Consider the following 22,492-nt stretch of genomic DNA (forward strand, 5'->3'; position numbering starts at 1 on the left):
TCAGATCTCCCACTTGTTCCGGAATGCCGATCGGTCCCTACTATTGCAACACAGATGCCAGGCAGGGTGACCCGCCTGGCATCTGCTTAACAGCTTGTTGTCAGCTCTGGTTGAAGAAGCTGGCCTGCGTTTCGCTGGCCTTCTTGTCATCTCCGATGACTTCAACATACGACGGCGACAACAGGAAAACCTTGTTGGTGACCCGTTCGATGCTGCCGTGCAGGCCAAAGACCAAACCGGCGGAGAAGTCCACCAGGCGCTTCGCATCGGCTTCACCCATGTCGGTGACGTTCATGATGACCGGAATGCCATCCCTGAAGCTCTCACCGATGACCTTGGCGTCATTGTAGGAACGGGGATGAACGGTGGTGATCTGCCTCAGGCCAGAGGCATCTTCGCGGCTGGACGCCGCACGCTTAATTGGTGTCACGGGTGCGCGGTATTCCTCTTCGACCTCAACGGGGGGCATTTCACGGACAACTTCCCGGACGGGAGCGGGCGCGCGGCGCTCTTCCCGATCCTGCGTCTGGGGGCGTTCTTCGTCGTGGTGCGCGGCGACGGACTGCTCAGATTCGTAGTGTTCATCGCCGTCGGCGAGCCCAAGATAGATCATTGTCTTGCGCAGAGCGCCAGCCATGGTGCACTCCTATCGTTTCTGCAGTAGGCGGGCCGCCATGACTTGACATATTGGAACCCCGGCCCGTCATTCCAATACTTTGACGCTACCCCACGGCCGGACGGGAACCGAGAATATCGGAGCCAATTCTCAGGTGTGTCGCCCCGAACTTCACAGCCGCTTCGAGGTCCTGGCTCATGCCCGCCGAAATGCCGGTCGCAGCCGGGTAGTCGACACGCAGGTCCGCCGAAATGCCGGCCAGTTTCGCGAAAGCTGCTTCCGGGTCGGCGCCGAGCGGCGCAACCGCCATGAGGCCGGACAACCGCAGGCCGGCGGATGACTCGATCCTGGCGGCGAGTTCGCCAACCGCTGACGGGGCGGCACCGCCACGGTGCGCACCGGCGTCGTTATCCAGGCTGACCTGGATGTAGCAATCGAGATCGTCGCGGCCGGTGGCGTCCTGCTCCCGCGCAATGGCCTTTGCCAGGGCATCAACCACCTGGGGCCTGTCGATGGACTGGACGGAAGACGCATACTTGGCTACGGATTTGGCCTTGTTGCTTTGAAGTTGACCAATGAAGTGCCAGCGGATGTCCAGTCCGCTCAGCTCGGCGGCCTTTGACGCGGCTTCCTGGTCGCGGTTTTCTCCAACATCAGTGATTCCCAAAGCGGCCAACCGCCGAACGTCGTCCGCGGGGTGGAACTTGGTTACCACAATGAGCCGGGGAGCTTCGGCGCGACCAGCTTCCTTGGTAGCTGCCTCTATGCGGTGGTGGACAGCGGCAAGCCGTTCCTTGAGCTCCTCGGCACGCGTGTCATCGTGCCACTGTGCCTCGTCATTGCCCTGGCTAGTCATGAGTCCATACCAATCCCGCGAACCGGCCGGTCCGGGAGTCCTTCCGATAGGAAAAGAGCGAATCGCTTTCCAAGGTGCACTCCCCCAGGTATTCCACGGCAACTCCGGACTCGTCCAACTGGGCCCGGACACCAGCGGGCAAGTCCAAGGAGGGCGTGCCCCACGATGTGGAAGACCAGGTTGCGGGAACCATTGCCGAAACTTCGGAGCGCAACTGCTCAGGGACCTCATAGCAGGATCCGCAGATGGACGGCCCAACCCAGGCCCGGATGTCCCCGGCTCCCCGGTGACGCATTTCTGCGACCGTGGAAGGAACGATTCCAGATGCAACACCCGGCCGGCCGGCATGGGCCACGGCAATGACTGGCTGGTCACTGGAATCGGTCCCTACCAGGACAACGGGTACGCAATCAGCCACCATAACTGCCAACGGCTGGGGCCATCCGTTGGGCCGCACGGCGGCAGAGACCATGGCATCGGCGGTAGGTCCGGTGCCGTGCGAGGCGATGAACTCCACGTGGTTGCCGTGTACTTGATCCATGAACTGGAATCTCTTCTGGCCCAATCCCGCTGCTTGCTCCAGCCGGATACGGCGGAGCTCCACATCGTCGGGATTGTCCCCCACGTGGAGGGCCAGATTCCCGGCGTCCGTATCCGTGAAGGCTACAGAGACGCCGGGCCGGACTTCATCGCGCCACAAAAACACCAAGTACTGATTCTCCGAACGGGTGTTACTTCAGGAAGTCGGGAACGTCGAGGTCGTCCGAGCGGCTGCCCGAAAGATCCGGTTCCACTACTGCCGGGAGATCGACGTCGAAGCCAGAATCGGCGGGCAGGGCGGAAGGACGCTGCTGGCCCCAGTTGCTCAAGCCGGCGGCGCCGATACCTGCCGTTGCGTGCTGCGGAGCAGCAGCGTTCGACGGCGCGCTGGACGGCGCTGCCGGTCGGTCCGCCGGTACGGGGTTCTGGGCCGGACGGGACTGGTCCATGGAGGGCGAAGTGGCCTTGACGTCGTCGAAACCTGCGGCAATAACCGTAACGCGCGCTTCATCGCCCAGGGCATCGTCGATGACAGCACCAAAGATGATGTTGGCCTCGGGGTGGGCGACTTCCTGGACAAGGCGGGCTGCCTCGTTGATTTCGAAGAGGCCCAGGTCCGAACCACCCTGGATGGAGAGCAGCACGCCGTGGGCGCCGTCGATGGAAGCTTCCAGGAGCGGGGAGGCGATGGCAAGCTCCGCTGCCTTGACGGCGCGGTCCTCACCGCGGGCCGAGCCGATGCCCATCAGTGCCGAGCCAGCGCCCTGCATGACCGACTTGACGTCGGCGAAGTCAAGGTTGATCAGGCCGGGAGTGGTGATGAGGTCCGTGATGCCCTGGACACCTGAAAGGAGCACCTGGTCAGCGGAACGGAAGGCATCCAGGACGGAGACGTTGCGGTCGCTGATGGACAGGAGGCGATCGTTGGGGATGACGATCAAGGTGTCGACTTCGTCGCGGAGCGCGTCAATGCCTGCCTCGGCGGAACCGGCACGACGACGGCCTTCGAACGTGAAGGGGCGGGTCACAACGCCAATGGTCAGCGCACCCAGGGAGCGGGCGATGCGCGCAACCACGGGAGCGCCACCGGTTCCGGTGCCACCGCCTTCTCCGGCGGTAACGAAGACCATGTCAGCGCCGCGGAGAACCTCTTCGATCTCATCAGCGTGGTCCTCGGCAGCCTGCTTGCCGACCTCCGGATTTGCGCCTGCGCCGAGGCCGCGCGTCAGTTCGCGGCCGACGTCAAGCTTGACGTCGGCGTCGCTCATGAGCAGCGCCTGCGCGTCAGTATTGATGGCGATGAACTCGACTCCCCGAAGGCCGACCTCGATCATGCGGTTGACTGCGTTCACGCCACCGCCGCCGATGCCGACGACCTTGATGACGGCCAGGTAATTCTGCGGTGCTGCCACGTTTCGTGCCCCTTGCTTGTGTCCTATAGCGAAACTGATCGAGTCCAACTTGAATCCTTGGACCTTAACCCTCTAGTTGAAGGTTATAGTTATGTCAAGTAACTCTACTGCGACGGTATTTCCTATGGTTCGCACATGCAATGACCGCTTGCGCGTGTCGTGTGAATGTCGCGAATTAAGGCTACCGCCGGCTGCAGGGTTACATTCTCAAAGCTGCTTATTTGGTGAATGGATGCCGCGGAACGCTGACATCGTAGACGCTGACGGGAATCTTGGGATCGGCCGGCATCTTGAGCAACGCCTCGAGCGCTTTCGCCTTCAGTTCCCTGTCCTCGGCATTGCCCCACACTACCGTCTTTCCGTCCACCAGCTTTAGCTCCACCGCGTCGGGTGAAGCCGCTGAAGCCGTGGACATCCTTGCCCGGACGTCTGCCGGCAAAGTATCCAGAACGGCAGCGATCGCCTTGAACAATTCCGTGTTCGTTGATGCGGCGCCGGCATCGATCAACGGCAGGGCCACGGCAGAAGGATCCTGGGTAGCCCCCAGCTGGACTCCGTCAACATCAACCATGATGTAGGAATCAGCCTGCTTCAACAGTGCCACCGGAACACGCTCGTTGACGTGCACCAACAGCCCGGACGGTGGCCGGGCCTCCATGGTTGCCGAACGGACCTGGACCAGGGGCTTGAGGAGCTGGTTGATTTCCTTTTCGCTGACCTGGGGCAGCGGCTTTCCCTCAAGGCCCGACAACGCCTCCTTGACGGCGTCGGGCGTCAGCAGCGTGGTCCCGTCAACCGTGATGGTCCGAACCGCCAGCACCGGAGAGAAGATGGCTCCAGCGATCAGGACTGCAACGAAGGCACCGACCACCGAAACCGTCCACCACACCATGCGGCGTTGACGCCTGCGCTTGGGCTCGGGAAAGGCAATGACGTTGCCCTCGGGTGAACCGGAGGACCTGGATGCCTTCCCCGCGGGCTTCCCAGGCGACTCCACGTCAGGTTCAAGGTCCCGCTGGGCGCTGATGATGCCACCCGATGCGCTGCCGCCGGTCTTTGCAGGACGGTTCCCTGCCGGTTCTGCCTGGCGGGCAGCCGGTTTGAACGTTGGTTTGCGGGTGCTAGCCACCCAAGGCCTCCACGATGACAGGCCCGTAGGCAGTGACGTCTCCGGCCCCAACAGTGATCACCACATCGCCCTCCCCCGCAACCTTCACAATGGCGTCCACGGCCTCGGCTCCGGTCACAAGGCGTCCGCTGGAGAGCTGATCTGAAATCAACGAACTGGTGACGCCCGGGATGGGGTCCTCGCGCGCAGGATAGATGTCCAGGACCAGGGCAGTGTCTGCTGCGTCCAAGGCTGAAGCGAATTCCGAGGCGAATTCCCGGGTGCGGGAGAACAGGTGCGGCTGGAAGAGAACGTGGACCTTGTTGCCTCCCGCTACCGAGCGGGCTGCAGAGAGGGCAGCGCGGACCTCCGTGGGATGGTGGGCGTAGTCGTCGTACACCCGGACGCCCCTCACCTGTCCCTTGAGTTCGAAGCGCCGCGAGGCCCCGGTGAAGTGGCCCAACGCTGCCGCGGCTGCGGCGGGAGCCACACCGAGCTCAAGTGCGACGGCGAAGGCGGCTGCCGCGTTCAGCGCATTGTGGCGTCCGGGGACCTTGAGTTCAAGACCGTGAATGTCACCTCCGAGCCCTACCGACACATTGCCAGGCCCACCGTCGTGGAGCCTGATGTCGGCATCGGGAGATGTTCCGTAGGTCAGTACGCGGGTAGTTCCCGCCGCTGCGGTGCGCTGGGCCAGGGCAAGCGCCCCGGGGTCGTCGGCGCAAGCAAGCAGGACGCCCTCGGCAGGCAACAATGCTGCGAAAGCGTCGAAGGAAGCAAACACGGCTTCCGGCGTCCCGTAATGGTCCAGATGGTCCGCTTCGACGTTGGTCACCACCGAGATGAGCGGCTGGTAGTTCAGGAACGAGCCATCGGACTCATCGGCTTCGGCTACGAAAATGTCCGAGGAGCCGTGCGCCGCATTGACCCCCAGTGCCGGAACATTTGCGCCAATGGCAAAGGTCGGGTCCAGTCCAGCTTCCTTGAGCAGGACCGCGATCATGGACGTCGTAGTGGACTTGCCATGAGTACCGGCAACTGTGACCACGCGATGGCCCGCCATGGTGGCTGCCAGGCCTTCGGAGCGGTGCAGCACAGGCAATCCCGAGTCCCGTGCCGCCACGAGCTCGGGGTTGTCGGCCCGGATGGCTGATCCGGCAACGACGGTTTGGGCATCACCAAGGTTCGCAGCGTCGTATCCCACCGCGATGCGTGCACCGGCAGCGGCGAGATCCTGCATGACAGGCAAATCCTTGGCGTCGCTTCCGCTCACCGGCACGCCACGGGCAACCATGATCCTGGCCACGGCGGACATGCCGACGCCGCCGATACCTATGAAGTGGACCCGGCCAAGGTTCTCGAGAGGGGCGATGCTGGTGCTCATGCGGATACCGCTTCCAGGACAAGATCAGCCATGCGCTGATCGGCGTTTCTAATACCGAGGGCTTCGGATTTCCGGGCCATGCCCTCAAGTCTGCTGCGATCCGAGAGCAGCGGAACAAGTTCCTTTTCCAGCCACTGAGGGCCAAGGTCCTGGTCCTGGATCAACAAGGCGCCACCGGCTTCCACCAAGGGGGCCGCGTTCAAGGCCTGCTCCCCGTTTCCGATCGGCAAGGGCACAAAGACTGCCGGCACGCCAACAGCGGCGACCTCGCTGACCGTTCCCGCGCCCGCACGGGCCAGCAGGACATCGGCCGCAGCGTAGACGTTCTCCATCCCGTCCACGTACTCAACCTGGCGGTAGCCGTCGCCGGCGAGCAGGCCGCCGTCGTCATTCTTGACCGCTTTGCCAACCCCGGTGATGTGGAGGGTCTGGACGCCGGCGGCAGCGAATGCCGGCAAAGCCGCGGCGATGGCGCGATTGATGCTGAGGGCGCCGGAGGAACCACCGGTCACTATCAGGGCCGGACGGTCAGGATCGAGACCGAGCCTGGCTTTGGCGGCAGGACCGGCCGTGCCCCGGTCGAGCGTGGAGATGGCGCGGCGCATTGGCATCCCGACGTGCCGGGCGCCCTTCAGGCGGGTACCCGCGAAAGCCACAGCGACGTGGTTGCTGAACCGGGCACCGACGCGGTTGGCCAGCCCCGCCTTCATGTTGGCCTCGTGGACAACGATCGGAATACGCAGTTTCCGGGCCGCGAGGTACATGGGAGTGCAGACATAGCCGCCCACACCGACCAGGACGTCGGCCTGTGCTTCTTCCAGGATCCGCCTGGCTTGCTTGATAGCCCCGCTGAGGCGGCCGGGAAGCTTGACCAGGTCAACGGAAGGCCGCCGCGGGAAGGGAACGCGGTCGATGGTGGCAAGCTGGTACCCGGCTGCCGGAATGAGCCTGGTTTCCATGCCCGACGGCGTGCCAACAGTCAGTATGGACGCCTCCGGACGCTTTTCCTTGATGGCATCAGCAATGGCCAGCAGAGGACTGATGTGCCCGGCAGTTCCGCCGCCTGCGAGGACGACGGACAAAGGCTTGGACGCATGCGGATCAGAAGTCATGAAGTGCTAGGTACGCTTTCGTGCGGGTTTGGGTGAACGGCGCGGCAGGAATCGTGGACGTTGCTGTGGTGGCAGCTGGCCGCGGGCCAAGGACAACACTACGCCCACACCACAAAGGGACATGATCAGTGCCGAACCGCCGTAGGAGATGAACGGCAAAGGCACTCCCACCACGGGCAGCAACTGCGTTACCACTGCCATGTTCATGCTCGCCTGGCCCAGGAGCCACACCATGATCCCACCGGCCAGGGTCCGTTGGAACGGGTCGGTCTGGCGAACCACAACGCGAAAAATAGCGATGCCCAGGATGGCGAAAAGCACCAGGACCACGATGGTTCCCACCAAGCCGAGTTCCTCGCCGATGATGGCAAAAATGAAGTCGTTGTGGGCTTCAGGCAGCCAGTTGTACTTCTGCCGGCTCTGGCCAAGGCCCAGGCCGGTCCAACTCCCCTGCGCCAGGCCATACATGCCGTTGGTTGACTGGAAATCAAAGTCGAACTGCTCGGTGCATGTTGCAGAGGCCGTGCCCAACCAGGAGGTGATCCGGCAAATGCGGTTGGCACTGCTGACCGTGGCAAGGGTGGCACCGATCAGGCCGACAACTCCAGCGATGCCCAGCATGCGTCCAGGGACACCGGCAAAGTAGAGTCCGGCCGCAGCGATGGCCGCAATGACAATGACCGTTCCAAGGTCATTGCCGAGCATGACCAGGCCAATGACCAGGCCCGCGCCCGGGACCACCGGGATGATCACATGCATCCAGCGGTTAAGGAGTTTTTGCTTCCGCGCGAGCACCGCAGCAATCCACACGCAAAGGACCAGCTTGGACATTTCCGAAGGCTGGAGCGTGACACCACCGAGGTCGATCCAGTTCTTGTTGCCATTGACGCTGTTGCCCATGACCTGGACCAAGGCAAGAAGGACCACCACGGCGCCGAGTGCCCACCAGGACAGCTTCTTCATCCAGTTCACGTTGGTCCGCGAAATCACATACATGGCTATCAGCCCGACAACGCCGAACACGGCCTGCTTCAGGGCGTCGGCGTAGGGCGACTTGCCCTCCGAAATGGCCTCGACGCTGGAGGCGGACAACACCATCATGATGCCGATGGCAGTCAATGCCAGGGCACAACCGAGGATGAGGTAGTAGGTGGAGCTGTTGGGAGCCTTGCTTTTGCCTTCAAGGCTCTCCCAGAAGCTGCGCCAGTGCCGGCGAAGCCCCTTGGGCTGCCTGCCGACTGAGGGCGTGGCCTTGTTCTTCCCGTCCCGTGGCTCTTTGCCGCGGGTGCGGGTGGGCGTGCTGACCATTGTTACTCCTCGGTGGTCTGTGCCTGCCCTTCCACAAGCTCGCGAACTGCCTGGACGAATGCGTCGCCACGGTGAGCGTAGGAAGAGAACTGATCCATGGATGCAGCCGCTGGTGCCATGAGGACGGTATCGCCTGAGGTAGCCACGCCGGCCGCGGACGCCACGGCCTGGGCCATGATGGTCTCGCCAAAAATAGGCGAAGCGGCGTTACCGGCTGCGGTCTGCACCTTCCCAGTGTCACCCTTTGGCTGGGGTATCACCGGGACATCGGGCGCGTGTCGCTGGAGGGAGGCCTCCAACTGGGCAGTGTCGGTTCCAATGAGGACTACGGCCTTGAGACGGCGGGCATGTTCCTTGACCAGGTCGTCGTAGTTGACGCCCTTGGACAGGCCACCGGCAATCCACACCACATTCTGGAAAGCCGAGAGCGCCGCTGAAGCCGCATGCGGATTGGTTGCCTTCGAGTCGTTGATCCACAGGATGTCGTTGTGCTTGGCAACCAGCTGGATGCGGTGCGCGCCGGGCAGGTAATTGACCAGGCCCTGCTTCACGGCTGAAGGCTCCACACCGTACGCCCTCACCAGAGCCGCGGCGGCAAGCGCATTGGCCACCATGTGCCGCGGGGCCACCGGCCCAAGATCGGTCATGGCAGCGAGTTCGGCCGCAGAATCCTTGCGTTCGGCGATGAAGGCGCGGTCCACCAACAGGCCGTCCACCACTCCCAGCATGCTGATCGCAGGCGTGTTGGTGGTGAACCCGATGGCACGGCAACCCTCCACCACGTCCGCATTTTCAACCATGCGTTCCGTCTCGATTTGCTCGGCGTTGTAGATCGCGGCCTTCCGGGTGTTTTCATACACCTTGGCCTTGTCTGCGAGGTAGGAGGCATAGGAGCCGTGCCAGTCCACGTGGTCCTCGGCGACGTTGAGGCACACACTCGCCACTGGCGAAAGGGAGTGGCTCCAGTGCAACTGGAAGCTGGAGAGCTCCACAGCGAAAGCGTCGTAGTCCACCGGATCCCGGAGCGCATCAAGGATCGGCGTTCCCACGTTGCCCACAGCGATGGCCTTCAGCCCGGCCGCCTGCAGCATGGACTCCGTCATCCCCACTGTGGTGGTCTTGCCGTTGGTGCCGGTGATCGTCAGCCAGTCGGCCGTCTTGCGTCCTTCGCGGACGCGCAGGCGCCATGCGAGTTCGACGTCGCCCCACACCGGGATGTGCTTGCGCTTCGCAGCTGCCAGCAGTGCCTGGTCCGGCCGCCACCCGGGCGAGGTCACCACAAGGTCGGGCAAGGCGTCATCGATCAGTGGGAGGGTGTTGACAGCTTCCTCGCCCAACAGGACATCAACGGCGCCCACGATCTTCAGGGTGTCGGCCTGCGCCAAGGCTTTGTCGGTGGTTGCAGCATCCACGACCACCACCTTGGCTCCCAGCTCGATCAGGGTATCGGCGGCGGAGAAGCCGGACAGGCCGATTCCCGTCACCACGACCCGCAGCCCGCTCCAGTTGGAATCCCAGCTGGTCAGGTCTTTGAGCCGATCCGATGAAGATGACATGGTCTCCGGGTTTTCGTTCACAGCAGCACTACCCATTCAGCGTAGAAGATTCCCAGGCCTGCGGCCACGAAGAGTCCGGCAAGGATCCAGAACCGGACCACCACGGTGACTTCCGCCCAGCCCTTCAATTCAAAGTGGTGTTGGAGCGGGGCCATTTTGAAGACCCGTTTACCGCCGGAGAGCTTGAAGAAGCCCACCTGGATGATGACCGACAAGGTGATGAGGACGAACAGGCCTCCGATGAAAGCCAGCAGAAGTTCAGTGCGGGAAAGAATGGCAAAAGCCGCCACGGCTCCGCCAATAGCCAGCGAGCCGGTGTCTCCCATGAAGATCTTGGCCGGTGAAGTATTCCACCAAAGGAACCCCACCAGCGCAGCGCTGAGGATCGCGGCGAGCAAAGCCAGGTCCATGGGGTCCCGGACCTGGTAGCAACCGCTGCCAGCTTCCTTGGGAGACCCACAGGCCTGGTTGTTCTGCCAGATTCCCATGATGGTGTAGGCACCGAAGACCATGATGGACGCACCGGCCGCCAACCCATCCAGGCCATCGGTGAGGTTCACTCCATTCGTGGCTGCCGTAATGATCAGGTTCGACCACACAATGAACAGGATCGCACCCAGGACAGTGCCGCCGAAGGCTAGGTCCAGCCAAGGGATGTCACGTACCAGCGAGATCTGCGTGGACGCCGGACGCAGCCCGTCCTCGTTGGGGAATTGCAGGACCAGCACGGCGAAAATAATGCCGACGGCGGCCTGGAGGATGAGCTTGGCACGGGCATTCAGGCCCAGGCTGCGCTTGTTCGAGATCTTGATGTAGTCATCCAGGAAACCCACAAAACCCATGCCGACCATCAGGAACAGCAGGAGCAGCCCGGAAGCCGACGGCCCGGCAGAGTGCGGGTTCATCATCCACATGATCAGGTGGGTCACGAAGTAGCTGATGAGCACCGCCGCCACCACGACGGTTCCGCCCATGGTGGGGGTACCGCGCTTGGTGTGGTGCGAGGTGGGTCCGTCATCACGGATGAACTGCCCATAGCTCTTGGCCACCAGGAACCTGATGAACAGGGGTGTGCCAATCAAGGCCACCAGAAGGGCGACGCCGGCGCCGATCAAAAGTGCAATCACAGCAGCTCGTTCCCTTCGCTTGCGGCATCTTCAGCCGCGTTTTCTCCGATGGGCTCGGCCCGTGGAGGTAATGCTATCCGATCACCCAAATGCCTCAGCCCCACACCGTTGGAGGACTTGAAGAGGACGAGGTCGCCGGGCCTCAGTTCGTTCTGCAGGAGCTCATAGGCTTCCTCCACGGTCTCGGTGAAGGAACACTCGTCACCCCATGAGCCTTCCTGGATCGCGGAAACGTACAGGGCACGGGCTTCGCGGCCAACAACCACCAGCCGGGAGATGTTCAGCCGGACCACCTGGGTGCCCACCGCAGTGTGCTCACGGATGGAGTCTTCCCCGAGCTCGAGCATGGCGCCCAGGACAGCCCAGGTCCTCCTGCCCTGGCCAAGGTCCGCCAGTGTACGCAGCGCGGCACGCATGGATTCCGGGTTCGCGTTGTAGGCATCATTGATGATGGTGACGCCGTCTTCGCGTTCCGTGCGTTCCATCCGCCAACGGCTGGCCGCCGACTGCGAACTCAACGACGCCGCGATATCCGCTGCCGGAATACCCGCAGCGAAGGCTGCCGCACCGGCTGCCAACAGGTTCGTCACATGGTGGGCACCGATCAGGCGGCTTCGAACCGGCACGGAAGGGCCGCCGTCGGGAAGTACCAGATCAAAACCTGGGAAGCCCTGGGCGTCGACCACCACGTTGCGGGCTTCGACCTCTTCGTTGGTTGCCGGCTGTGCCGTGAATCCGAGGACTTTCGCGGTGGTTCGTGAACGCATGGCGGCCACGCGGCCGTCGTCGAGGTTGAGCACGGCCGTACCGTGCTCTCCAAGTGCTTCCACCAGCTCGCCCTTGGTCTTGGCTATGTTCTCCACCCCACCGAACTCGCCGGCGTGGGCCGTGCCAACCACCAGGACTACGCCGATGTCTGGTTTGACCATCCCGGCCAGGTACTTGATGTGGCCCAGGCCCGTAGCGCCCATTTCGATGACCAGGTAGCGGGTCCCGGCGTCAGCTGCGAAAACCGTGAGCGGTACGCCAACCTCGCCGTTGTAGGAGCCCTGCGGCGCTACCGTGGCCCCTGCGGTGGACAACACACCGGCAAGGAGGTCTTTGGTTGTGGTCTTGCCGGCGGACCCGGTAATCCCGATAACCGTGAACTCCTCGCCGCGCTGCTCACGCTCGGCCCGGATGCGCCGGACGGCTTCAGCGGCCAGGGCGCCCATGGCCAGGACAGCATCGTCCACCACGACGGCGGGATACGGGCTGCCGTTGGCATCGGCCACGTCGCGTTCGGCCAGGACCAGGACAGCACCACGGTCGAAGGCGGCGTCGACGAAGTCGTGGCCGTCGGCATGCTCGCCAGGCTTGGCCACATAGAGCGAACCCGGGGTGGCTTCCCGTGAGTCAGTGACCACAGAGGAAGGCACGATGCCCGGATCTCCGGTCAAACGGCCATGGGTGATGTCGGCGATCTCCGCCGCAGTAAGTGCAATCATCTCGGTTTAGGACTCTATCCGCTGGTCCGGTGAAACGCTGAATCCCTTGGATGTCAAGGCAGCCCTCAACTCGACCCTGTCATCCAGGGCGAGGTTTACGCCTTTTACTTCCTGCCACACCTCGTGGCCGCGTCCTGCGATGAGGATGGTGTCCTTCGGCGTCGCAAGGTCTACGGCCAACCGGATGGCGGCATCCCTCGGGTATGACTCGATGATCTCGCTGCCCAGGTTCTCTTCGTCACGCGCTGCGTAGGCGCCCGCCAGCACCTCGGCGCGGATAGCCGCGGCGTCCTCGTCGTGGGGGTCGTCGTCGCTGATGATCACGACGTCGGCCAAGCGGGCCGCGATGGCGCCCATGGTGGGTCTTTTGCCTTGGTCGCGTTGGCCGGTTGCGCCAAAGACCACGATCACCCGGGAGCCGTCCTGGGGCGAGCGAACCGCCTCCAACGCACGGGAAAGGGCATCAGGATTGTGGGCAAAATCAACAACTGAAGCAGGTTCAGTGGAGACCAACTGCATCCGGCCGGGAACGGCCACGGTGAAGGGATCATACTGATCCAGGGCTTCCTGGAGCTCTGCCATGTCCACTCCGGACGCCAGTACCATGACCGTGGCCAACGCGGCGTTGGCTACGTTGAAGTCCCCCGGCAAACCCGTGTGGACGCGCAGGGTCCGGCCGTCCGTGTGCTTCAGTTCGAATTCCGACCCCAGTCCACGAGGATTGATGGAAGAGACGTGCCAGTCAGCGTCGTCGCTGGTGGCCGAAAGAGTCGTCACCGGGATATCGGCGAGCCCGGCAAGCTTGCGTCCCCATTCGTCGTCCACCGTCACTACAGCACGGCGCGCACGTCCGGCGGTGAAGAGTTCGGCCTTGGTGTTGAAGTACTCCTCCATGCTGCCGTGCAGGTCCAGGTGATCCTGCGTGAGGTTGGTGAATCCGGCCACCTCGAACATGACGGAGTCCACCCGCCGGTACGAGATCGCGTGCGAGGACACCTCCATGGATGCAGCATCGAGTCCCCGCTCGCGCATCAAGGCAAGCAGTGCGTGGACATCCGTGGACTCCGGCGTGGTCAGGAGGCTCGGAATCGGCTCGCCCCCGGCCACGATCTCGATGGTCCCGATCAATCCCGGCCGCTTGCCAAGGGCGCGCAACAGGGAGTTGATGAAGTAGGTGGTTGTGGTCTTGCCGTTGGTGCCGGTGACACCGAAAAGCGACGGAAAAGCAGCATCTTCCGGTTGGCTGCGGTAGATCAGCGCAGACAATGGTCCGACGGCGGCCCGCGGCTCATCGACGATCAGGACAGGGACGGGCTGCTCGGCTGCCAGCGCAAGCTGGCGTGCACCGGCGTCGTCCGTCACCACCGCGACGGCGCCGGCGTCGACGGCCTGGGGAACGAAGTCGGCCCCGTGGCGAGTGGCACCCGGCAGTGCCATGTAGAGGTCGCCCGCTTCCACAGCGCGGGAATTGAGCGTAATGCCGGTAACGCCGAGGTCCTGGCTGCCGTCCGGGGCAGCCACTCCCAACGCGTTGGCAATGGTGGCAAGGGGCACCGCAGCCACGGATGCGGGACGGAAACCTGACCGTCCGGCGTCCGGTGTCGCGGTATTGGAAGCTGCCTCTTTGTGCTCTGACACGTGGTTCTCCGTTGGTGCTCGTGGAACGACCGGCCGGGGGCCAGCGGCGCCCGGGCCGTTTAGTAGTGGATCGAAGTGGGGCCGAAACAGACGCCCAAGAAGCTTACTTGACGAACTGGGGAAGCCGCGCGGGAGTGCCGGTGGAGGGGGCCACGTTGTAGGTCCTCAGTACCTGCGACATTACCGATCGGAACACAGGACCGTTGGTGATCCCGTAGATGTTCCCCTTGGGGCGCTGCAGGACCACTTCCACGATGAACCGGGGGTCATCCATGGGGGCCATGCCGACCATCGAGGCTGTGTAGCCGTCGAATCCAGGCAATCCGTCCTCCCGTGGGGCCTGGGACGTACCGGTCTTGGCTCCCACACGGTAGCCGTCTATGGCGGCGTCCTTGATCTGTCCTTCGGTCACGGCACTTTCCAGGATGTCCCGGACCTGCTGGGCGGTCTCCTTGGAGACCACCTGGCTTGGGTCCTTGGCGGGGGCCTTTTGTTCCTGGCCGTCGGGACCGATGTAGCCGTCAATCAGCCTCGGCTGAAGCATCACGCCGTTGTTGGCGATGCTCTGGAAAGCCCGGACGGTCTGGAGTGTCGATTGCGATACGCCTTGGCCAAAGAGCACCGTGTACTGCTGGCGTTCGTCCCACTGGTCGGGCGTGGCAAGGATGCCCGACGCTTCTCCCGGCAGGCCGATGTCCGGCTGCTCGCCGATGCCGAATTTCTTCAGGTAGTCATACCGCTGCTCTTTGGTCAGGCGGCTTCCAACCATCACGGTGCCGGTGTTCATCGACCAGCCGAGGATGCCTGCAAGGGTGCGTTCTTCGGTTCCGTGCTCGAAAGCGTCGGTGAAAGTTTGTCCGTCAATGGTGTAGGAGGGCGGAATGGTGAAATGGTCCAGCGGGAAGGACTTGCCTTCCTCGATGGCTGCGGCGGCCGTGATCATTTTCTGGACGGAACCGGGCTCATAGGCGGCAGTGACCGAACGCACGCCACGGTCCTTGGCATCAACCTTGCCGGGGTCGTTCGGGTCCGGGGCGTTGGTGTCGGCCATGGCGATGAGATTTCCGGTCTTCGTGTCCATCACCACGATGGAACCCCATTCGGCGTTCATCTTGTTCACCTGGCTCTGGATGGCCTGCTGGGCGAAATACTGGATGTCCGTATTGATGGTCAATTTGACGTCACTGCCGTCCACGGCGGGAGTCAGTTCATCGGTGGCCACCGGGATCCGGAGGCCGTCAGCGCCGATCTCGAAAACGCGCTTGCCTTCGGTACCGCGCAGAATCTCGTCCTGCGTTTGCTCAATGCCCGCCTGGCCGGTGGTCCCGTCCTTCAGGAAGCCAATCACCCCGCCGGCCACGCTGCCGTTGGGGTAGACACGCTTGCTGATGCCTTCTGCCCTTAGTCCCGGGATGTACAGCTTGGAGATCCGGTCCTCGAGCTCGGGCTTGATGTCCTTGGCCACCACGAAGTACTGCTTATCCCCCGTCAGGGACTCACGCACCTTGGCAACGTCTGTCCCCAGGAGGGCAGCCAGGTCCGCAATGCCCTGGTCACGGGTGATTTCGTCGAGCTTTTCCGTCTTCTCGTTGTACCGGTGGAATGTCTCAGTACTGGTGTTCACCGTCTGGTCGACCACGATGTTGTACCTGATGACACTGCTTGCCAGGACCGTGCCGTTGGCATCCAGGATCTGGCCGCGCTCGGCAGGGAGGACTTGGGGGGTCAGCCGCTTGGCAAGGGCAGCTTCGGCCATTCCACCCATGTCCAAGCCCTGCACCATGAACAACTTGCCGCCCACTACCAGCAGCAGGGTCAGCATGATGCCGAGCCCCACGCGCAGCCGCCTTCGTGCCGCCGGCGTCGCTTTTTTCGATGTGCCGGGGTTCTGAGCCACGTTGATTCCTTGCTGCTGGCCTTGGTTCAGTGGACGGATGGACTACTGTCCGGGTGTCTTCTGTTCGGGGGCCGGGACCGACCCTCCGTGAAGGTCCACCGGCGGTGTCGCTGCCGGGGAAGCCGGAGTTGCCGGCGGGGTTGCCTGGGTTGCCGGCGCCACGGGTGTAACTGGCTTAAGGTTCTCCAACGGTTCCTTGGTGGTTACCGAGGGTACAACGTCCAGCACTCCTCCCACGGCGGGAGGAGCCAGGACAGCCCCCGGGTTCTCACCCTTGACCGCGGGAGTAGCCTTCCCGGTCACAGTCATCGTGTTCAGGTCGATCTGGCCTTTGACCGTGGAAGGAACCATTCCCAATTCTGTCGCCTTGGCAGCCAGATTCTGGGGAGCTTCGTAATTCTGTTTCTTCTGTGTCAGGTCCTGGTTTTCCTTGTTGAGGGTTGCTGCCTGGGCCTTGAGCTGCACCAGCTGGTACTGCGCAGTGGACACGGAGATGTTCAGGACCAACACAGTCAGGAGAGCCGCGGCCATGGCAACGAAGCACAGCACCACGAACGGGGTCCTGCGCCTGCCCGGGGCACTGCGTACCACGGAGAGCGGGGTGCGCGGCCTGCGGGCGACATCGGGCTTCCCGGCGGGCGTCGGAAGCGCGCGGGCAGTGTTGCCCACCACGGAGGGCAAAGTCCTCGCTGCGGCGTTGCTCATGCGTCTCTCCTCGGTTTAATTCGTTCGACGGCCCTCAGTCGCGCGGAAGCCGCTCGAGGATTCTCGGCGATTTCTGCCGCCGTGGGCACTTCCGTGCCTTTGGTGATGGTCTTCAATTCAGGTTTGTGTTCTTCGAGCTCCACGGGGAAGCCGAGCGGCGCCGAGGATTTCGAGCCCTTCTGGAACACGGACTTCACGATCTTGTCTTCCAGCGAGTGGTAGGACATCACCACCACGCGTCCACCCAGTGCCGTGGATGCCACGGCAGCCGGAACTGCGCGCTCCAGGACATCGAGTTCCTCGTTGACCTCAATCCGCAGGGCCTGGAACGTACGCTTGGCCGGATGTCCCCCGCTTTTGGCTGCCGCCGCCGGCACCACACTGCGGATCTGCTCCACAAGCTCGCCCGTGGTGGCGAAAGGCTTTTCCACCCTGGCGTTCACGATCCTGTTGGCGATCCGTCCGGCAAACTTCTCTTCACCCCATTTGCGGATGATGCGGACCAGGTCTTCTTCGCTGTAGTTGTTCACGACGTCAGCCGCCGTCTGCCCACGGCTCGTGTCCATGCGCATGTCCAACGGGGCATCGTAGGAGTAGGCGAAACCGCGTTCGCGTTCGTCCAGCTGCAAGGAGGACACCCCCAGGTCCATCAGAATTCCGTGGACCTCCGTGATGCCAAGGTCAGCCAGTACGTCCTCGATCTCGTCATACACGGCGTGGACAAGGTCGGTGCGCCGCGAAAAGGGTTCCAACCGGGCACCGGCCAGGGAAAGTGCTTCCTCGTCCCTGTCAATGCCAACCAGGTGAAGATCGGGGAAGCGTTGCAGCATCGCCTCGGAGTGTCCGCCCATGCCGAGCGTCGCATCGATGGCAACGGGAGTTTCTCCCCGACTCCTCGCAGCCTCAAAGCCGGGAGCGAGCAGGTTGATGCAGCGGTCTTTCAGGACGGGCACGTGGCGCTCCGATGTGGGCTTTGCCGCGTCCTGCTCTTCCACGCTGCCTCCTCTTTCCTCAGTTACGTTCATGGTGATTCTTGAATCGGATCCCCATCCGCGCCTATCGTCCCGCCGGCCTGGCTCAGGGGAAGTTGAGCCAGGAAGACTGTTCGATGGGCGGCTGGAGATCCCATTCAAGAAGCGGTACTGCTTCCACTGACCGGTTAGATGAACCCGGGCAGATTGTCGTCATCCGTTTCCGAGAAGGCTGCTTCCTTCTCGTTGAGGTACTCGTTCCAAGCATCGGCATCCCAGATCTCAGCACGGGTACCGGCACCGATCACGGCCAGTTCCCTTCCCAAGCCTGCGTATGCACGGAGCGCTGGCGGAATAGTCACGCGCCCCTGCTTGTCAGGTACTTCATCCGAGGCCCCGGACAGAAAAACCCGGATGTAGTCACGGGCCTGCTTGGAAGACAGTGGTGCCTCCCGCATCGACTCGTGGATACGTTCGAATTCCTTCTGGCTGAAGACGTAGATGCAGCGCTCCTGGCCCCTCGTGAGAACCAAACCCTCTGCAAGCTCCTCGCGGAACTTGGCGGGAAGTATGATCCGGCCCTTTTCGTCGAGACGCGGAGAGTGAGTGCCCAGAAACACTGGCCCCACCGCCCCTCAGTCAAGGTGCCCGCACATACCCAACACTGCCACTACCCTCTTATGCGCTCCACTTTACTCCACAACGCCCCACAGTCAACGCACTTGGGGGTGTTTCTCCACCACTTTGAGATTCCGCCAGGCCGTATTGGCGCGGATTTCCCGGTGGTGGAGTGAAGTGGGGGCATAACCGCCCTGCTGGCCAAGGTGGCGTTGCCAAGAACCCTGAACGCCACCTGGGAGCCGTGCAGGGTCGGAATTTAACGCTGCGGGGGAGGAAAGTGGAGATGGTGGTGCAGGGTGCTTAAATGCGAAAGGACCCGCTTAGCGGGTCCTTTGTTCAAACCTGGGAAGGATCAGTGGCACGCCTGACTCACCGTGGTCATACTGCCGGGACTGCAGGTACGCCCTTCGTCAGTGGTCGTCGCGACGCCGTTCATCCCAGCGCTCTTCGAGGCTGCTCATGAAGGTGCTCTTGGGCTTGGCCTTCGCGGACTTTCCCTTGCCGGCCTTTCCAAAGGACGATCCACGCAACGTCGCGAAGTACACACCAGCACCCATGACGATGAAGCCGAGGACACCCACGGGTATCGCCTGCAAGGAAACGCCAACGAGCAGGAGAAGAATGCCGGCAATCGCGCCAAGGACGCCAATGATGACATGCCGGGTTGACCAGCTGCGGATGGGATCCGAACCCATGGTGTTGGCAAACTTCGGATCGTCCTCATGAAGTTGCTTTTCAAGTTGCTCAAGCAGCTTCTGTTCGTGCTCCGAGAGGGGCATCGCGACCTCCTTTAGTCAGCCAGCGTCTGGACACAACGCGTCCTGTGCGTCTGTTTACCCAACGATCGGACCAAGAATTTCGTTCCCAAAATACCCTCTTGGTTCAGCGGGGATCCCGGGGCCGACTGTTCAGGAAACAGTTTGTCCAGACGATCTAAATCTCTGTAATAAATAGGATAGTTTGTCGGGGGCCGTTCTGAAAGACGCCCGGGCCTGGCGGGACCAAGGTCACAGGGATCATCTGTCCGAGGCAGGCTTGCCGGGTTCAAGGAGCCGGGCAGGGAGCAGGGTTTTGGACCCAAAGCGCTGGGAAACCCGGTCCAGGGCCTGTTCGGCGGCCCGCCAGTTGTCATCGCGGCGGTCCAAACTCAATTGCATCGATGTCTGACCGGCAGGTTCCAATTGCTCGGCCCGCACGCCAACCAACCTGACGCTCATGGAGCGGGGCCCCAGGGACTCCAGGAGCTGTACTGCCACTTGGTAGATCAGTTGTGCACTGTCCACGGGAGTGTGAACGGTGCGGCTGCGCGAGACCGTGGAGAAGTCGGCGTAGCGGAGTTTCAAAGCAACTGTCCGCGCAAGCATTCCGGAACTGCGAAGACGGCTTGCCGTGCGATGGGACAGCCGCAACAACTCCCTGTGCAGCAAGGCATTATCGGCCGTGTCAACGGAGAACGTTTCTTCAGCCCCAATGCTCTTTTCAAGCCTGGTTGGCGTTACCGGCCGCGGATCAATGCCCATGGACAGCCGGTGGACGTGCTCCCCGCTTGCCCCAAGGACTTTTTTCAGGGAAGAAAGCGGTGTTGCAGCCACGTCAGCGACCGTGCGGATGCCCATGCGTGCCAGTACCTCGCCGGTCTTCCCACCTACGCCCCAGAGTGCGCTGACGGGAAGTGAGTGAAGGTAGGAAAGGGTGTCGTCGGCGTCGATCTGCAGGATGCCATCGGGTTTACACCGCGTGGAGGCGATCTTGGCGACGAACTTGGTACCGGCAATACCCACCGAAGCCGTGATCCCCAGCTCGGACTGGACCCTTCGCCTAATCAGGTGGCCGATGCCCAGGGGTGCCCCCAGCCTGCGGATGGCACCACCGACATCCAGGAAAGCTTCGTCCACGCTCAGCGGCTCCACCAAGTCCGTAATTGAGGCGAAGATCTCCATGAGCTGCGCAGAGACCTCGTAGTACAGGGTGTGGCGTGGATTGATGACCACCGCCGTGGGACACCGCCTCATCGCGATGGACATCGGCATGGCGGACTTCACCCCCGTGGCCCGGGCTTCATAGGAGGCGGAAAGAACCACGGACCGCTCGGCGGGGAATCCCACGATCACGGGCTTGCCGCGGAGTTCGGGACGGCTGCGGAGTTCCACGGAGACAAAGAAGGCGTCCATGTCGACGTGCAGAATGCTGGTTCGCCGCAATTCCCGCAGGGCGTCTCCAGCACTGCGGGCTGGCCTGTTGCCGGCGTTTGACTCGCCACCGGGTGCTTCCTGCCTCACAACGGCAATACTATGCCCGGGCACTGACTAAACTGGAGGCAAAGTCCGGCTCAGCCCCAGGAAGGATACCTGTGAAGCTCTTTGGAACTCCTCAATCGCGAGGGTTTGCCCTGCTCGCAGTCAGTGTCGCAGTGGCGGCCTCCGCGTGCACCCCGTCGCCCAGCGGTTCGGCGGCGCCATCAGCCTCCGGCAGTTCCTCGTCGTCGCCTGCTTCGTCCACCTCGACGCCCACCGGGACCGCTTCCTCGGGCGGCAGCACAGCATCCCCCCAAACCACGGGGGCTACCGAATCCGGCGCCCCGGCCCCTGATGCCACTGCCACGGTCAACGCACTGGTCCCCGGATTCCCGGAGAAGCTCATCCCGGTCATGCCGAAAACCTCGGTGCGCTCCAGCAGCTTCGACAAGAATGCCTCCCTGGCCACCGTGGCGCTCGTCGGAACGATCAAGGCGCCCCCGGAGGGCGTGGTGGACTATTACAAATCTTCGCTGGAAGCCCAGGGATTCAAACTGGTTCCCGGTCCGGAAGCGGTAGGCAACGTCACGTCTCTGGACTTTGTCCGCGGAGATGGTGAAACAGTGAACGTTTCCATCATGCAAAAGGAAGGCGTCTCCACCTTCACCATCGGCGCCAACGTGGCGGCCGGGTCCATCAAGTGACGCTCTCCTCCGACGTAGCAGCTGAGCAAGCGAGTTTCATTGACGGCGTCGCCGGCAGCCTCAACGGGTTCTTGTCAGAGCAAAGGGACGTCATGGCCACAGTCTCGCCGGACGTCGCTCCGCTCATAGGATCAATATCGACGTTGGTGACAGGGGGAAAGCGGCTGAGGGCGCTGATGTGCTACTGGGGTTGGCGTGGAGCGGGTGGCCTCGCCGGGGATCCGGACATCGTCACTGCCGGTTGTGCCCTGGAGCTCTTTCAGGCAGCAGCACTGATCCACGACGACATCATCGACCGTTCCGATACCCGACGCGGTGGCCCAAGCGTCCATAAACGCTTCAGCCAACTCCACGAGGCGAATGGCTGGGCACTGGACAGTGAACACTTCGGCGATGCCGCCGCAATTTTGACCGGCGATCTCTGCCTCTCTTTCAGCGAGGAGTCTTTCACCGAGATTGGACCCCGGGCCCGGTCGGGAAGCGCCGCACGCCGTATCTTCAATGTCATGCGGGCAGAGGTAATGGCCGGCCAATACCTTGACATCCTCGAAGAAGTGGCCGGCCCTGTGCGCGACCGCGCCGCGTCCGTGGACCGCGCCAGGTCGATCATCCGCTACAAGTCGGCGAAGTACTCCACAGAACATCCACTGGCGTTGGGCGGAGCACTTGCCGGCGCTCCTGCGGAACTGATTGCGGGATACTCCAGTTTCTCGCTGCCCCTCGGTGAGGCGTTCCAGATGCGCGACGACGTCCTTGGGGTCTTCGGCGACCCAGCCACCACAGGGAAGCCTGCGGGCGATGACCTGCGGGAGGGTAAACGCACTGTGCTTGTGGGCTTTGCCCTTAATCTGGCTTCAGAGGCCGACGCAGCCTACCTTGACCGTGTGCTGGGCGATCCGGATCTCGCCGAAGAGGACGTCGCCAGGATCCGCCGCCTCATGGTTGAGTGCGGTGCTTTGGACGCTACGGAGTCTTTGATCGAACAGCTGAGCAAAGACGCCTTCGAGGCCTTGGAACGTTTGCCACTGGACGAGGTCCCGCTTCTGGCACTGGGCCAACTCGCCGAAGCGGCGGTCAGCCGGGCCGCCTGAGTCCAAAAGCCGGCATGGCTGCCCGGAGCCACTTGAGGCAAAAGACATGAAGCGACGACGACGGCGGATGGGGACCGCCGTCGTCGTCGCTTTAAGTCGTATTCACTTGGGAAATTGAGCGGCGC

At 62.8% G+C, this 22,492-nt stretch carries 21 protein-coding genes; 2 read left to right on the forward strand and 19 right to left on the reverse strand.

What is annotated here, in order from left to right; all coding sequences use genetic code 11:
• Positions 1–100: 100 nt before the first annotated feature.
• The 19 genes from PJL15_RS17175 to PJL15_RS22640 form a co-directional block, all read right to left on the reverse strand.
• Complete coding sequence (locus PJL15_RS17175) at positions 101–637, reverse strand: cell division protein SepF (RefSeq protein WP_018779300.1); 537 nt, start codon at positions 635–637, stop codon at positions 101–103.
• 85 nt (positions 638–722) lie between these two features.
• Positions 723–1,472 carry a YggS family pyridoxal phosphate-dependent enzyme gene (locus tag PJL15_RS17180; RefSeq protein ID WP_281452353.1) on the reverse strand — a complete coding sequence of 250 codons (750 nt, stop codon included), beginning with the start codon at positions 1,470–1,472 and terminating at the stop codon, positions 723–725.
• Complete coding sequence (locus PJL15_RS17185) at positions 1,465–2,178, reverse strand: polyphenol oxidase family protein (protein ID WP_281452396.1); 714 nt, start codon at positions 2,176–2,178, stop codon at positions 1,465–1,467. The genes PJL15_RS17180 and PJL15_RS17185 overlap by 8 nt, the downstream gene beginning before the upstream one ends.
• Positions 2,179–2,203: 25 nt before the next feature.
• Entirely contained in the window at positions 2,204–3,424 is a 1,221-nt protein-coding gene (ftsZ, locus tag PJL15_RS17190; RefSeq protein WP_281452354.1) for a cell division protein FtsZ, read from the reverse strand.
• A gap of 217 nt (positions 3,425–3,641) precedes the next feature.
• Entirely contained in the window at positions 3,642–4,553 is a 912-nt protein-coding gene (locus PJL15_RS17195; protein ID WP_281452355.1) for an FtsQ-type POTRA domain-containing protein, read from the reverse strand.
• The gene (gene murC / locus PJL15_RS17200; RefSeq protein WP_281452356.1) at positions 4,546–5,916 is read right to left on the reverse strand and encodes a UDP-N-acetylmuramate--L-alanine ligase; all 1,371 of its coding nucleotides are present in this window, start codon (positions 5,914–5,916) and stop codon (positions 4,546–4,548) included. The genes PJL15_RS17195 and murC overlap by 8 nt, the downstream gene beginning before the upstream one ends.
• Positions 5,913–7,028, reverse strand: a complete 1,116-nt coding sequence (gene murG / locus PJL15_RS17205) for an undecaprenyldiphospho-muramoylpentapeptide beta-N-acetylglucosaminyltransferase (protein WP_281452357.1) — start codon at positions 7,026–7,028, stop codon at positions 5,913–5,915. The genes murC and murG overlap by 4 nt, the downstream gene beginning before the upstream one ends.
• A gap of 6 nt (positions 7,029–7,034) precedes the next feature.
• Complete coding sequence (gene ftsW, locus PJL15_RS17210; RefSeq protein WP_281452358.1) at positions 7,035–8,336, reverse strand: putative lipid II flippase FtsW; 1,302 nt, start codon at positions 8,334–8,336, stop codon at positions 7,035–7,037.
• A 2-nt stretch (positions 8,337–8,338) separates the two neighbouring features.
• Positions 8,339–9,928, reverse strand: coding sequence for a UDP-N-acetylmuramoyl-L-alanine--D-glutamate ligase (murD, locus tag PJL15_RS17215; RefSeq protein WP_281452359.1), 1,590 nt, complete (start codon positions 9,926–9,928; stop codon positions 8,339–8,341).
• Entirely contained in the window at positions 9,910–11,019 is a 1,110-nt protein-coding gene (gene mraY / locus PJL15_RS17220) for a phospho-N-acetylmuramoyl-pentapeptide-transferase (RefSeq protein ID WP_281452360.1), read from the reverse strand. The genes murD and mraY overlap by 19 nt, the downstream gene beginning before the upstream one ends.
• Positions 11,016–12,506, reverse strand: a complete 1,491-nt coding sequence (locus tag PJL15_RS17225) for a UDP-N-acetylmuramoyl-tripeptide--D-alanyl-D-alanine ligase (RefSeq protein ID WP_281452361.1) — start codon at positions 12,504–12,506, stop codon at positions 11,016–11,018. The genes mraY and PJL15_RS17225 overlap by 4 nt, the downstream gene beginning before the upstream one ends.
• Positions 12,507–12,512: 6 nt before the next feature.
• The gene (locus PJL15_RS17230; RefSeq protein ID WP_281452362.1) at positions 12,513–14,144 is read right to left on the reverse strand and encodes a UDP-N-acetylmuramoyl-L-alanyl-D-glutamate--2,6-diaminopimelate ligase; all 1,632 of its coding nucleotides are present in this window, start codon (positions 14,142–14,144) and stop codon (positions 12,513–12,515) included.
• 103 nt (positions 14,145–14,247) lie between these two features.
• Positions 14,248–16,041: a peptidoglycan D,D-transpeptidase FtsI family protein gene (locus PJL15_RS17235; RefSeq protein WP_281452363.1), complete on the reverse strand. Its 1,794-nt coding sequence runs from the start codon at positions 16,039–16,041 to the stop codon at positions 14,248–14,250.
• 42 nt (positions 16,042–16,083) lie between these two features.
• Positions 16,084–16,746 carry a hypothetical protein gene (locus PJL15_RS17240; protein WP_281452364.1) on the reverse strand — a complete coding sequence of 221 codons (663 nt, stop codon included), beginning with the start codon at positions 16,744–16,746 and terminating at the stop codon, positions 16,084–16,086.
• Positions 16,743–17,771 carry a 16S rRNA (cytosine(1402)-N(4))-methyltransferase RsmH gene (gene rsmH, locus PJL15_RS17245; RefSeq protein ID WP_281452365.1) on the reverse strand — a complete coding sequence of 343 codons (1,029 nt, stop codon included), beginning with the start codon at positions 17,769–17,771 and terminating at the stop codon, positions 16,743–16,745. Before rsmH ends, PJL15_RS17240 begins: the two co-directional genes overlap by 4 nt.
• A 134-nt stretch (positions 17,772–17,905) precedes the next feature.
• Positions 17,906–18,337 carry a division/cell wall cluster transcriptional repressor MraZ gene (mraZ, locus tag PJL15_RS17250; protein ID WP_018779285.1) on the reverse strand — a complete coding sequence of 144 codons (432 nt, stop codon included), beginning with the start codon at positions 18,335–18,337 and terminating at the stop codon, positions 17,906–17,908.
• Positions 18,338–18,748: 411 nt separating this feature from the next.
• Positions 18,749–19,117: a DUF3040 domain-containing protein gene (locus PJL15_RS17255; RefSeq protein WP_281452366.1), complete on the reverse strand. Its 369-nt coding sequence runs from the start codon at positions 19,115–19,117 to the stop codon at positions 18,749–18,751.
• Between the two features lie 237 nt (positions 19,118–19,354).
• Positions 19,355–20,617: a DNA polymerase IV gene (gene dinB / locus PJL15_RS17260; RefSeq protein WP_281452367.1), complete on the reverse strand. Its 1,263-nt coding sequence runs from the start codon at positions 20,615–20,617 to the stop codon at positions 19,355–19,357.
• Between the two features lie 91 nt (positions 20,618–20,708).
• Positions 20,709–20,987, reverse strand: a complete 279-nt coding sequence (locus tag PJL15_RS22640) for a hypothetical protein (RefSeq protein ID WP_348651494.1) — start codon at positions 20,985–20,987, stop codon at positions 20,709–20,711.
• Here PJL15_RS22640 and PJL15_RS22645 point away from each other — a divergent pair.
• Both PJL15_RS22645 and PJL15_RS17270 read left to right on the forward strand, forming a co-directional pair.
• Positions 20,986–21,276 (forward strand): hypothetical protein, encoded by a 291-nt coding sequence (locus PJL15_RS22645; protein WP_348651495.1) that lies wholly within the window; start codon positions 20,986–20,988, stop codon positions 21,274–21,276. The two genes, PJL15_RS22640 and PJL15_RS22645, sit on opposite strands and share 2 nt — an antisense overlap.
• The gene (locus tag PJL15_RS17270) at positions 21,273–22,367 is read left to right on the forward strand and encodes a polyprenyl synthetase family protein (protein ID WP_281452369.1); all 1,095 of its coding nucleotides are present in this window, start codon (positions 21,273–21,275) and stop codon (positions 22,365–22,367) included. Before PJL15_RS22645 ends, PJL15_RS17270 begins: the two co-directional genes overlap by 4 nt.
• Positions 22,368–22,492 lie beyond the last annotated feature (125 nt).

The sequence above is a fragment of the Paenarthrobacter nitroguajacolicus genome (assembly GCF_029952445.1).
Taxonomy (GTDB): Bacteria; Actinomycetota; Actinomycetes; order Actinomycetales; family Micrococcaceae; genus Arthrobacter; species Arthrobacter nitroguajacolicus_B.